Below are 13,147 nucleotides of genomic sequence, written 5' to 3' on the forward strand. Positions count from 1 at the left end.
AGTGAGCGATCGCTAAAACTATGGCAAAGCGTAAAAAAAGCAATCTCCAGTGGATTAAAGAAACGCTTGATCTCCAACCTGATCATCACTGGGAATCTCCATCAGGCTATAAAATTTTTGTCGCCAACCGGGGGGCTGTTCGCTTCAACGTTCCTCAAAATTGGGTGTTTGAACCCCAAGAGAAATCTTTCAAGTTCATGGATAAAAAACCGCCCAAAGATGACTGCTGTTTAGAAGTATCTTTCAATCATTTACCGCCCAACGACTGGAGTTTGTTTCCCCTCAAAGCTACCTTAAAGAAAGTCGTAGAAGAAGACAGTCGTGATGTGATTGAGAAGGGAGAAGTTTTTACCCTCAAGCGTCAAACCGCCAGAATCGTCTGGACAGAACTGAAGTTTATTGACACCCAAGCAGAACCACGGGAAGCTTTTTCCCGGATTTGCATTGGCTTAGGCTCGAATATACAATGCCTAATTACCTTTGATTATTGGGCAGACCAAGCAGAACAGTTAACACCCGTTTGGGATGAAGCTATGCGTAGTCTCACCCTAGGATTGTATATCCGTGACCCAAGAACAGGTCTAGCTTTTCCTGATTAAGAGTGCTGAGTATTAAGTGCTGTTAGCGGTAGCGGGGCGTTCAGCCCGTGCTGAGTAATAGATCAACTCTCTACCCTGTACCCTGTAACCTATCACCTGTAACCTGTCACCTCTATTCATAAATCTCGGTGGATAAATGCTTTCGCATTCGCGCCAGTGTAACTAGCGACAATGTGACCATTGCCTGTCATTTGATATTTATATGTTACCAATCCTTCTAAACCAACGGGGCCGCGGGGAGGCATTTGTTGAGTACTAACACCGACTTCTGCACCAAAACCGTAACGGAAACCATCAGCAAAGCGTGTGGAACAATTGTGAAATACTCCCGCAGAATTTACCAAGCCGAAGAAAGCTTCTGCGGTGGCGATATCTTCAGTAACAATTACATCGGTGTGGCGTGAACCGTATTGGTTAATATGAGCGATCGCATCTTCTAACGAGTCTACAATTTTAATCGACAAGATTAAATCGCTGTATTCAGTTTCCCAGTCTGTTTCGGTTGCCGCTGCGATGTCGGGTAAAATTGCTAATGTGCGTTTGTCGCCTTTTAATTCCACATTACTGACTGCTAAAGCTGCTGCAACCTTGGGTAAAAATTCCGCTGCAATTGATTGATGAACTAATAAAGTTTCAATAGCATTACAAACCGCAGCATATTGCGCTTTGGCATCAACAGTAATTTCTACAGCTTTATTAATATCAGCGGCTTGATCTATATAAGCATGACAAATACCATCCGCATGACCGAGTACCGGAATGCGAGTATTTTCTTGCACAAACCGCACAAAAGAGTTAGAACCTCTAGGAATAATTAAATCTACATATTTATCTAATTTCAAAAGTTCTAAAGTTTCTTCTCTTGTTGTCAGCAACTGCACCGCATCAGGACTAACAGCAGTTTGAGATAATCCTTGTTTAATCGCTTTAACTATCGCCTCACAAGAACGTACCGCTTCTTTACCACATTTGAGAATTACGCCATTACCTGATTTAATTGCCAAAGAAACAATTTGAATTGCAGCTTCTGGACGTGCTTCAAAAATAATTCCCAATACACCCAAAGGACAAGTGATGCGTTTGAGGATTAAACCAGTATCAAGTTCGCGGTGAATCTGCACTTTACCAACAGGATCAGCCAGTTTACCAACATCTCGGACTCCTGCGATAGCATCTCTTAACTTATGTTCATCTAACTGCAACCGCTTATATAGAGGTTTAGCAATTCCTTCCGCCGCCGCCGCTTGACAGTCAGCCACATTCGCTTGCAATATTTCTTCTTGAGACGATTCTAATGCCTGAGCGATCGCTGCGATCGCTTGATTTTTTGCCTCTGTCGAAAGAATTGCCAACTTACTTGCAGCAGCGCGAGTTTTCCCAGCAATCTCAACTAAAGATGACCCAACTTGAACAATAGTCATATCAAAAAATAACCCTTAATTATGATAGAAACATTTATTTTCCATCCTATCAATTAGAGCCATCCAATTTGATTCTTAAATTATTTATGCGGACAGAAAACAGAAAAACCCTCAGCGTACCTTTGCGTTAACCTCAGCGCACCTTTGCGTTAAAGAAGCTATTCCTTCTCAACATCCTTATCTCGCCCATTGCTGCAAGATATAAGCATAAAAAGCCTCTTTATCAACTGTATCCATTGCATAAATCTTCCGACCACCAGGAACAACCTTAGTCCGTCCTTGACTCACACCAGTGGTAATAATTTCCGTTTCCCACTCCCGCAGTTGATAAAACTCTGGGTGTCCTAAATAAGCCGTCGCCAGCACATCCCAGAAATAATAATCTTGAGGAATCACCAGTGCATAACATTGTCCCGCTAAATCAGAGACAGGATAGTGGCGTTGTTTGCCCATTTTGTACACAATGTCTGATGTCACTGGTACATTGTTAGTCAAATCTAACGGACACATAATAATTTCAATCTGGGTTTGCCAAACTCGCGCCGCTGAAACTGCATCCCAATAAACATTCCACTCCGCCGAACCATCTTGTCCGGCTTCTAAACTTTTTTCGACATTTCCAGCAACATTCAACGCGCCACCCATCCAAACAATTCTTTGAATTTTGGCTTCAATATCTGGTGCTTGTTCTAACGCCACTGCAACTGTCGTTAATGGCCCTGTTACCATCAGCGTTACTGGTTGAGGTGCTTCTCGTAACACCCGCACCATAAAATCTTGTCCCGGTTCAGCAACCAGAGGTGTATTAATCGTGTCCTGCTGGTTGAGAATGGGGAGATGGTCAACAATAAACGAATCACGCCGATAGAGACGGGGAAAAGGATTTATCCCGCGTACTGTACTTTCGGCAACTGGGATATGAGAAAATCCCATCAAATCAATGATTTTGCGTGTAGCGCTAACGGCTGGTTCCACATAACAATCAGCAGGAGTGACGACCACACCTAGCAATTCGATATGATCCATCGTCAACAGCAGCATAGTTGCTAGGTAATCATCTACACCACCATCGTGATCCATTAACACAAGTTGTTTTGACATATCAGGAGAATAAGAGAATGGATGAATTTATGCAAGCTGCGATCGCCCAAGCTAGACAAGGTAGACAAGAAGGCGGAATTCCTATCGGTTCGGTTCTCATCAAGGATGGCAAAATTGTTGGTAGAGGACACAACAAGCGCGTCCAAGATAGCGACCCTGTTACCCACGCCGAAATTGATTGTCTCCGTAATGCTGGCAGAATTGGCAGTTACAGAGGTACCACACTCTATTCAACCTTAATGCCGTGTTATTTGTGCGCCGGTGCCGTTGTGCAATTTGGAATAAAAAAAGTTGTCGCCGGAGAATCTCGCACATTTCCTGGTGCTAAGGAATTTATGATTTCTCACGGCGTAGAAGTTATTGATTTAAATTTAGATGAATGCGAACAAATGATGAGTGAATTTATTCAAACCAACCCCGAATTATGGAATGAAGATATTGGGAAGTAGTCAATGGTCAATAGTCAATGGTCAAAAGGCTAAATATTGTAATTTCAGACTTTAGACTTCATACTTCATACTTTTTTCTTTCAGAAAAGCCTCAAAAGTCAACTTATCAGGTAATGAAGTTTGTGCGCCAGATTTTGTGGCTGCTAAAGCACCTGCGGCTGCACCCCAAATCACTGCTTGACGTAAAGTCATTCCGGTGTAAAGTGCAGCTGCTAAACCACCATTAAAAGCATCACCAGCCGCCACAGTATCCACAACATTAACTGAAAAAGCTGGCACAAAAAATGTTTCTCCTGCTGTGGCACAAACAACACCCTTTGCACCTAATTTAACGATCGCAGATTTCACACCCCTTTGCAATAACACTGCCCCTGCTTTGGCTGCTGATTCTGGGCTATCTACCGTAAACCCAACTAATTGTCCTGCTTCCACTTCATTGGGGGTGATAATATCCACCAAAGGGTAAAGTTCTGCTGGTAAGTTAGATTGTGCAGGTGCAGGATCAAGAATTACTGTTATATTGGCATTGCGTCCAGCTTTAGCTGCTGCAACAACAGCACTCAGGGGAATTTCTAATTGTAAAAGCAGTGCTTTAGTTGTTGGTAATAAAGGTAATAACCTCTCTACATCTTCGTGATTTACTTTTCCATTAGCACCAGGAATCACCACAATTTGATTTTGCCCTGCATCATCAACAATAATTATGGCAACTCCAGAACTTACCGTTTCATCCAATAAAATATTGCCAGTTTGTACGCCAGCAGTTTGCAAATGATTCAGCAATTCTGCACCAAAACTCTGAGTTCCCACCCGCCCTACTATATGAGTGGGAATTCCCAACCGTGCTAATGCTACTGCTTGATTAGCACCTTTACCTCCTGGTATTTGAAAAAAATCGTTTCCCAGCAAAGTTTCACCGCTAGTTGGTAAATGGGTGGCTGTGGCAACTAAATCTATATTGATACTGCCGAAAACAATAATACTCATAATGATGACTTTGCTGAGAAAGATTTAGTTAGATGATGGAAATTTACTATCTAAAAGATTTATTCCCAAGTTTTAGTAAAACTTGGGAATAAATCTGACTAAATACACCTCGATATGGTTTCTTGATCAACAAGTTGTGTTTGGATTTGACGTTGAGAATATTTATTTAATGGATATATAGTTAATGCCATATTATTAACTTTATCCTCTAATTTGTCTTCTTTATCTGGTTCAACTTCCGCAGTGCAAACCGTTAATTCATAGCGTTTTGAGTGCTTGTTCAGCGCAGCGATCGCGACTAGATATAATTTATTAGCCATAGGTCAATGCTGTAAGAAAAGATTAACTACTAATTTCAACAACAACTTCATTACCTCTGGTTTCAGATTTTATAAATAAAACATGAGGAAATTGTGACGATGCCAGCGTTACACTGTGTCTGGTCATCTGAAATTACTGAGATATTTTGACCAAGCGATCGCTCTCTCCTCTGATAATATCTACCTCTAGTAAATTTCTTGATATCGTTCTAAAAAACCGGAAGATAAGTTTTAGGGTAATTACACAAGCAAGCGGTTCCCTCTATTGGCAGACTTTTGCAACCATATTGCTATAAATTGCTAATAATCACACCATATAATTAACCTATGATCAAGAAATATTAAAAATTATCACACTGTGGATGCGTCATGAGCTTAACAATAGATTCTTGGAGAGATTCCGCAGTTTTGGCGAGAAAGCTGGAACAATGCAAAAATTTCGCTGATTTGCTCGCTCATTTCCAGGTTGGTTGACACATCTGCAAAAAAATTGACAGTCAATAGCTAAAGGGTTATACCATATCAAGGTGCAATATACGTAAGTTTTTTATTGTTATGTCTAGTGTTGAACGCGACGAAACCAGAGAAAATCGCATCGCCACAGAAATTATTGTTGATGCGGAAGATAAAGAAGAGCGGGCAATGGGTTGGTACTATTACCTAGAAGAAGCTTTGAATTATCCGTTTATGGCTAAGTGGGCCAAGAAATCCCGCAAAACATCGACAATAGAAGAGAAAAACGTCGAGGTGCTAGGAATGGCTCCTGATGATGAGTGTTTAAAAGATATGTATGTGGAAGTAGCTGACATTAATGGTAAGGATGATGATGTCTATTCGGCAAAATTATCAGAAATAAAGCCTATTGATGCAGACAGTGAAACAGAAGAAGCGATCGCAGATTGGCATTATTGGCTGGCTAGAGGCTACAAATTCTAGAATATAGCCATTTTGCGCCTCAATTATCTGATAAATAACGAATGATTCGACAGGGGTTTCCAGCCGCGACAACATTTGCAGGTATATCTTTCACAACCACACTACCAGCACCAATTGTCGTGTTGTCGCCAATTTTTACCCCTGGACAAACAATTGCACTTCCACCTATCCAGACATTGTTACCGATTTTAACTGGTGCAGCTAGTTCTCTACCTGTCAAACGAATTTCTGGTTCTACAGGATGATAAGCTGCATAAATCTGCACGTAAGGCGCACACAAAACGTTATAGCCAATTTCAACTAGATTGCAGTCTAAAATTACACAGCCATAGTTAATATATAATCTATCACCAGCATAAATATTACTGCCGTAGTCACAGTGAAAAGGCGGCACAATAGTAGTTTTTTCTCCTACCTTACCTAGTAATTCTTGTAAGATTTGTTGTCTTTGCTCTTGTTGTTCCGCAATTGTATTATTATATTTTTGCAAAAGACGGCTGGCTCGTCTATTCTCAGCCACTAATTCGGCATCTTCTGCTAAATATAACTCGCCAGCTAACATTTTTTGTTTTTCTGTTTTTTCCATCAAAGATTTTTAGGTTTTATTAAAAAATAATGTTGAATTTAAAAATAATTTTTCAAGATGATTTTAAATTAAAATAATATTGCCATAAAAATACAAAATTTAACTGAATTTACCAAACTTAGTCAAAATTAGCAAAATTCGGAGGAATATGCCTTTTCGGATTTTAAGCTTGGATGGTGGCGGAATTAGGGGAGTAGTTGCAGCAACTATTTTGGCAGCTATTGAGCAGCAAATTAATCAACCTTTGCACGAGTATTTTAACTTAATAGCAGGCACATCTACAGGCTCAATTTTAGCAGCAGCGATCGCCACAGGTCGCAGCAGCCAAAATATCATCGATCTATACACACAAAAAAGCGCAAGAATCTTTCCTTACAGCAGTCTTTTTTCTTTACAGCGACTACCTTTGATTTTCAAATATGGGATATCTGCACCGAAGTTTTCTGATGCTGGTTTAACTCAAGTTCTCCAAGAAAATTTAGGTGAAATCAAACTATTTGATATTCCTGAACCGAAATTATTAATCACAGCTTACGACACTATTGCCAGAGAACCAATTATATTTAAAAGCTGGCGACAAGATAAAGATTATGGCAATGTCCCACTTTGGGAAATCTGCGTTTGTTCTGCCTCGGCTCCTACTTATTTCCCAGCACATAAGCTAGATAGAATAGTCAAAGGCACAGTGGAAAGAGCGACAGAAGATACTGTTACTTTAGATGGTTATGCTTCCCATACAGAAAACCTTTATAACAATACACAAATTAGAATTGTGAGTGGTACAGGTACAGGTCAAACCCGTACTATCAAAAAATATAAAGGTTACACAAGAGAAGCTTTATTAGATTCTCCGTGGGAAACTATACCAGATCATACTGCTACCTACTCAATTAAATGTATTTACTCTGCCATTGATGGTGGTGTTGCGGCTAATAACCCATCAGCTTGTGCTGTAGCGGAAGCTTTAAGATTAGGGCATTCCATTGAAGATATTACCATTCTTTCTATAGGTACAGGCGATCGCACCCGCATCATCCCATTTCAACAAGCCGAAAGCTGGGGTTTAATCCAATGGGCGCAACCACTTATTGGGATATTGTTTGATGCTTCATCGGGCGTTCATGAGTACATCACCGACCAAATAATTCCAGACGACCATATTTTACGATTGCAATTTAAGCTAGACCGAGAACTTATTGGTAAGCGATTGAGTGATGATATCGATGATGTCAGTCCTGAGAATCTTCACAATTTAATGGAAGCAGCCAAAGTGTATATTCAGCAGCCATTAATACAAACTCAATTACAGAAATTTTTACGCATTAACTAAGAATGTTATTGCCAATGTTCGGGATATTCGAGGTAGTCTGGCAGAATAGTAGTGCGATCGCCCTTCGCTGAGTCAATCTGCCATTGTTCTAGGTTTTTGGCTTTCCGAAGATTTGTTGTTTGTAATATTGCTTTTTCCAATATTGCACCTTTTAGGTTAGCTTCTTCAAATATTGCACCTTGTAAATTAGCTCCTACAAGAATTGTACTTTGTAAGTTAGCTCCCAGAAAGGTAGCTTTTTGTAGTTTTGCCAAACTTAGGAATGTTTCTTGAAGGTTAGTTTCGCTAAAAATCGCTTCTTCTAAGTCAGCACCAATAAGCATAGCTTTATAAAGGTTAGCTCCATTAAAAATAATTCTTTGTAGCTTTCCTTCATTTAGATTTGCTCGCCTGATGTCAACACGAGATAAATTTAACCTTTGATTTTTCGGTTCATTATTACAATTACGCCGTCCAATAACAGTAAGGGTTGCTTGAATGTCTGTACTAAGTTTTGGTGGTTCTGATATTCTTGCCTCATGCTCTTTTTTCAAAGGAGCATTCTCTCGCACAAAAGCTGTAAGAACTTCCATGATTGTCCAGTGGTCTTTTGGGGAATCCTTAGCAATTCTTTCTAACGTATAAATTGCACCTAATCTTACTTCAATCTTTTCGCTTCCAAGCTGTTCAATTGCTTTTGCAAACCGCTCTGTGATTTGTTTGTCTTGTGCTGCTTTGGCATTTTGGATTGCAGCCTCAGCATTTTTTAAAGCAGCTTTGGCACTTTCATTTGCAGCAATAGCACTTTTGTCCATAGCTTCCGCACGTTTAGCTGCATAGAAAGCGTTAATAAATACAGCGATTCCGGCAAAAATTGTTCCGGTTGTTGTTATGGCTTTAGTACCATAATCTAATCTTTGTTCTGTTGTTAAACCCTCAACGTTAACAAAGGCTAAAAAAACAGCAGCTAAAAACAGAATAAAGATAATTGGTAAGACTATTAACCAACTTCTGAGAGCGTCTGTGTTGTTTTCAGACATAGATAATTCAATATTTTGGCGCTGCTGATGATAATATCAAAAGCTCACACAAAGGTGCAAAATAAAGCCTCGGAATAAATTCCAAGTCTCATAGAGCAAGTCCTCTAAAGAGAACTCCATGAAAAATCCAGTCCATTTGAGTGGACTTTAGCTATTAGCCTGGAACTTTAGTTCTAGGCGAGATATATTTTCAGCATGAAAATTTTCAATTCAACTAAAAAACTTCTCCACGCAACGGATGAATATTTCCACACCCATTGGTAAGACAGTTTCATCAAAATCAAATCGCGGATGATGATGAGGATAAGCTAAATCTTTTTCTGGATTAGCAGAACCAAGAAAGAAGTAACAGCCGGGAACTTGTTGTAAGAAGAATGACATATCTTCGCCGCCCATTGTTTGGCATTCTGGGACAATTCCCACCGGAGTTTCTACCACTTCTTCGGCAATCGATCGCACTAATTCTGCAATTCTCGCATCGTTAATTACTGGGGGATACAAACTTGTATATTCTAAGTTATATTTTGCACCGTGACTCTGGCAAATTCCGGCAATTATTTGCTCGATGCGCTGTTGAAAAAAGCCTGCAAATGCTGGGTTAAAATATCTCACCGTGCCTTTCATATTGGCGGTATCAGCAATCACATTATGGGCTGTACCTGCGTGAAGTGCGCCGACAGTCACCACTGCGGAATCAATGGGGTTAACGTTGCGGGCGACAATGGTTTGTAAGGCGTTGACAATCTGCGCTGCAACTACAATTGAATCAACTGTTTGATGGGGAATTGCACCGTGTCCACCTTTGCCTAAAATCGTGCAGTTGAATAACTCTACAGCCGCCATTAACGCGCCAGCACGAACACCGACAGTTCCCAAGGGAAGATTATTCCATAGGTGTAAACCAATAATCGCATCCACATCAGGGTTTTGCAGTACCTCAGCCTCAATCATTGGCTTTGCACCTCCCGGCCCTTCTTCGGCTGGCTGGAAGATAATTTTCACAGTCCCCGCAAAGTCTTCTCGATGCTGCTGGAGATAGTATGCTGTACCTAATGCGATCGCAGTATGTCCATCATGTCCACAAGCGTGCATTACTCCATCATGCTGCGATTTATAAGGTACTTCGTTCAGTTCTTGAATGGGCAAAGCATCCATATCTGCCCGAATTGCTAATACTTTTTCAGTGCTGAGTTTAGTACCTTTGATGGTGGCGACAATACCAGTTTTTGCAATACCAGTTTGATGTTCAATTCCCCATGCTTGCAACTTACCTGAGACAAACTCAGCCGTCAGTTTTTCTTGGAAGCCTAATTCTGGTTGTTGATGTAACCGCCGCCGCCACTCTACTAATTGTGGTTGCAATGTGCGAATAGAAAGTCGCACACGGGATAAGTCAACAGAATAAGAATTGGGAAATGTGGAAATCATTGTGACAACAAACTGCTAGGAGACGGCTGAGATTGGGTTATGTTCTCAGTTTAATAGTTCCTTAAATATTTAGCGCCTCTAAATTTAAATTAGATGCAGCTTGAGCGAGTTTGTCTAAATCTGCTGGGTTATCAAAATACGGCAAGCAACCTAAAACCGGGATGTGTGTAAATGATTGTATTACTTCTGGCGGTGTCCAGTCGGTAATCTCTGCATCGGTACGCGGTTGGATGCAGTTCAGCACAATACCTATCAGATTAACTTTGCATTGTCTCGCTAAAGCCACATTCGCCACAGCTTGCGAAATTCCACCCAATCTAACTGGAACTACCAAGACAGTGGGTAAACGCCATTCACCAGCGATATCAGCCACTGTTAACTCGTTAGTCATGGGTGAACCTAACCCACCTGCTGATTCTACCAACAGAAATTCATAGCGCGATCGCATCTCACACAATGTTTTCCACACCACAGCTAAATCCACTGGGCGATTTTCTCTAGCGGCGGCGATGGGTGGTGCTAGAGGCGCTTGAAAATACAACGGTGTAATTTCTGCTGGCGATTGTTCTAGATTAAACAGATTTTGATACCATTCGCGATCGCCAATTCCCGATTGTATTGGCTTCATAATTCCCCAGTGACGCTGCGGATAATATTTTTGCCAATAAGCGGCTAATGCTGTAGTTAAAACAGTTTTACCAGCTTCTGTGTCAGTTCCAGTAATTAGTAATGTATTCAACAATCTGTTTTGCAAATAGATAATAGGTAACAGATCACGTTACGAGACGTAAATATAGCGCATTTCATTAATTCGTAGCAAATTCTCAGCCTACCTTTGCGCTTACCTCTGCGTCCCTCTGCGTTGAAATTTCAACCCTCAATTCACCATGATTGTACGCAAAACTGTACTAAGGAGTACTCTGTAAATCAGGCGTTGGTTGATCTGTGCTATTGATAGGCGATTGATTGTCGTTAGTACCAGGAATTATTGGTGTAAATGTTGGTGTTGGCGTAAATGCTGGTGGAAATGTTGGTGTTAGTGTTGGAGTGGGAGTTGTTGTTGGTGTAAATGTTGGTGTTAGTGTTGGCGTGGGAGTTGCTGTTGGTGAAGGTTGAAGTGGGTTTTCTAACGCTACCCTGAGATTATAATCACTTTCACTAACTCCAGATGTCAGATTTAATTGCACAGTGTACCTACCATTTTTTGGCAAAATACCTGTATAAGAGCCTACTTGTTGAGCGCTACTATCAAGTACTTGACGATTCGGGGCTAAGACAGTCAAAGTAATACCTGTGCCTTGTTCCAGCAGTGTAGTTAACTTAGCTCCAGCTTGTCCAAAAAAGGTATATTCCATAATTTGACCAGCTTTAAGCGAATTTTCTACTGTCGCTGTGTTCGATGCGTCTAATCTCAGACGCTTACTAGTAATAGTTGGTTCTGCGTTGCTGGGTGTTCCGAATGTTGTACCACCAGAAATGACAGGTGAGGGGAAAGTCTGAGGTGCGGGTGGGGTTGTCTCTGGTTGTGTATTAGACTGACTGCGAATCGAACTCACCAACGCCCAAGAACCAAAACCCGCAAGGATAACTACCGCACTACCAATTGCACCTAGCGCCAAAGGATTATCTAACACTGAGTTAGAACGGCTAGGGGGAATCACAGGGTCAGGTCGGTTAGATGGTTGTGGTGGAATTGCATCGGGACGACGACCAACCGCAATTGTTTGAAAATTTGACACTTGTGGCGGTGGTGCTACGCCGGGATTCTCGACCAATTGTAATGCTTGGGCGACCTCAGCCGCACTTTGATAGCGATCGCTCGGCAAAGGATGTAACATCCGATTAATTACCTGAGCTAATTGCGGACTTACCCTCACAAATTTTTGCCAAGTCCAGGTAAGCTGCGTTTCATCAAACAACTCAGACGGTTCTTTACCAGTTAGTAAAACTATTGCTGTTACCGCTAAAGCATACAAATCACTACTGGGATAAGCCCGTCCGGTTTGCATTTGTTCATTGGGAGAATAGCCCAATTTACCTACACTAGTAACATTGATGTTAGTATCTGCTGTCTGCAAGCGTGTTGCCAGTTCTTTAACCACGCCAAAATCTATTAACACTGGCAAGCGATCGCTATCCCGAAAAATAATATTTTCCGGCGAAATATCACGGTGGATAATCCCGCGACTGTGAATGTGTTCTAACACAGGTAATAGCGATCGCAACAACTGTAATACGTCTGGTTCGCTAAAAGTTTGACCTATAGATTGTTTTTCAACTAGTAAATCTCGATAAGTCTTACCCGCAACATAATCTTCCACTAAAAATAAACGGTGATCTTGCTCGAATCTTTCGCGGAATTTCGGGACTTGCGGATGTTCAATTTGATATAAAATCGTCGCTTCTCGCTGAAAAAGTTCTTGGGCTTTTTCCCAAGCACCAACCCCAGCTGCGATCGGAATTAATTCTTTAATTGCACAAAGTTCGTTAAACCGACGCTGATCTTCGGCTAAATAAGTTCTGCCAAATCCACCTTGTCCCAGAATTTGAATTATCCGATAACGGTTTTGTAAGACAGTACCAATTGTAATTGGAGGTTGCATAAATAAATTCAAATTTAATCATAACTGAATACACAGACCTCACAAAGCTGAGTTTGGAGGACACAATACATAGAATTCACTCAAAAATTCTTCCTTGAGATATGCTGTCATGGTTTGAGGATTTTGCACCTTACGCCCCTAAATTTCTTTACCCTCATCCTGATAAATTTGTGAACCCATCACTCCCACCTTTGATTTTTCATTTTCATACGTAAGTTACACGACAATGACCTGCGGCGATATTCTACCCTAAGAAAAGCAATAATCGTATTCAAATTTCAACCTGATTACCAAAACCACAAGAAAGCTGGCGTAGATAGCAAAAGCGCAATCATGCACTTCCTTTTCTGCTCCCTCTGGGTAAATCC

13 protein-coding genes are annotated in these 13,147 nt (G+C 41.0%); 4 read left to right on the plus strand and 9 right to left on the minus strand.

All coding sequences use genetic code 11. From position 1 onward, the window contains the following. The first annotated feature begins 20 nt into the window (after positions 1–20). Positions 21–599: a hypothetical protein gene (locus NCWK1_RS07670; RefSeq protein ID WP_103124299.1), complete on the plus strand. Its 579-nt coding sequence runs from the start codon at positions 21–23 to the stop codon at positions 597–599. A gap of 116 nt (positions 600–715) precedes the next feature. On the opposite strand, the gene NCWK1_RS07675 is transcribed toward NCWK1_RS07670, so the two are convergent. Next, complete coding sequence (locus NCWK1_RS07675; RefSeq protein WP_103124300.1) at positions 716–2,020, minus strand: glutamate-5-semialdehyde dehydrogenase; 1,305 nt, start codon at positions 2,018–2,020, stop codon at positions 716–718. A 177-nt stretch (positions 2,021–2,197) separates the two neighbouring features. Further along, entirely contained in the window at positions 2,198–3,121 is a 924-nt protein-coding gene (locus tag NCWK1_RS07680) for a nucleoside hydrolase (RefSeq protein WP_103124301.1), read from the minus strand. Between the two features lie 17 nt (positions 3,122–3,138). On the opposite strand from NCWK1_RS07680, the gene NCWK1_RS07685 reads away from it, so the two are divergent. Then, a complete protein-coding gene (locus tag NCWK1_RS07685) occupies positions 3,139–3,570 on the plus strand; it encodes a nucleoside deaminase (protein ID WP_103124302.1) in 432 nt (143 codons plus the stop codon). Positions 3,571–3,621: 51 nt separating this feature from the next. Here NCWK1_RS07685 and rbsK read toward each other — a convergent pair whose 3' ends face one another. Together rbsK and NCWK1_RS07695 are read right to left on the minus strand one after the other, a co-directional pair. Beyond that, positions 3,622–4,557: a ribokinase gene (gene rbsK / locus NCWK1_RS07690; protein ID WP_103124303.1), complete on the minus strand. Its 936-nt coding sequence runs from the start codon at positions 4,555–4,557 to the stop codon at positions 3,622–3,624. Between the two features lie 98 nt (positions 4,558–4,655). Next, on the minus strand, positions 4,656–4,877 hold the full coding sequence (locus NCWK1_RS07695) for a hypothetical protein (protein WP_096575780.1): 222 nt from the start codon (positions 4,875–4,877) through the stop codon (positions 4,656–4,658). A gap of 555 nt (positions 4,878–5,432) precedes the next feature. Here NCWK1_RS07695 and NCWK1_RS07700 point away from each other — a divergent pair. After that, on the plus strand, positions 5,433–5,813 hold the full coding sequence (locus NCWK1_RS07700) for a calcium-binding protein (RefSeq protein WP_103124304.1): 381 nt from the start codon (positions 5,433–5,435) through the stop codon (positions 5,811–5,813). 19 nt (positions 5,814–5,832) lie between these two features. Here NCWK1_RS07700 and NCWK1_RS07705 read toward each other — a convergent pair whose 3' ends face one another. After that, positions 5,833–6,399 carry a sugar O-acetyltransferase gene (locus tag NCWK1_RS07705; RefSeq protein ID WP_103124305.1) on the minus strand — a complete coding sequence of 189 codons (567 nt, stop codon included), beginning with the start codon at positions 6,397–6,399 and terminating at the stop codon, positions 5,833–5,835. Positions 6,400–6,547: 148 nt separating this feature from the next. Here NCWK1_RS07705 and NCWK1_RS07710 point away from each other — a divergent pair, with 148 nt between their 5' ends. Further along, positions 6,548–7,729: a patatin-like phospholipase family protein gene (locus tag NCWK1_RS07710; protein WP_103124306.1), complete on the plus strand. Its 1,182-nt coding sequence runs from the start codon at positions 6,548–6,550 to the stop codon at positions 7,727–7,729. A gap of 5 nt (positions 7,730–7,734) precedes the next feature. Here the strand turns inward: NCWK1_RS07710 and NCWK1_RS07715 are convergent, their stop codons facing one another. From NCWK1_RS07715 to NCWK1_RS07730, 4 genes are all read right to left on the minus strand, one after another. Next, the gene (locus NCWK1_RS07715; protein ID WP_103124307.1) at positions 7,735–8,748 is read right to left on the minus strand and encodes a pentapeptide repeat-containing protein; all 1,014 of its coding nucleotides are present in this window, start codon (positions 8,746–8,748) and stop codon (positions 7,735–7,737) included. A 210-nt stretch (positions 8,749–8,958) separates the two neighbouring features. Then, complete coding sequence (locus NCWK1_RS07720; RefSeq protein ID WP_103124308.1) at positions 8,959–10,176, minus strand: M20 family metallopeptidase; 1,218 nt, start codon at positions 10,174–10,176, stop codon at positions 8,959–8,961. 61 nt (positions 10,177–10,237) lie between these two features. Then, a complete protein-coding gene (gene bioD, locus NCWK1_RS07725) occupies positions 10,238–10,915 on the minus strand; it encodes a dethiobiotin synthase (RefSeq protein ID WP_103124363.1) in 678 nt (225 codons plus the stop codon). Between the two features lie 169 nt (positions 10,916–11,084). Next, positions 11,085–12,779, minus strand: coding sequence for a serine/threonine-protein kinase (locus NCWK1_RS07730; RefSeq protein ID WP_103124309.1), 1,695 nt, complete (start codon positions 12,777–12,779; stop codon positions 11,085–11,087). Between the last annotated feature and the right edge of the window lie 368 nt (positions 12,780–13,147).

The sequence above is a fragment of the Nostoc cycadae WK-1 genome, from assembly GCF_002897135.1.
Taxonomy (GTDB): domain Bacteria; phylum Cyanobacteriota; class Cyanobacteriia; order Cyanobacteriales; family Nostocaceae; genus Nostoc_B.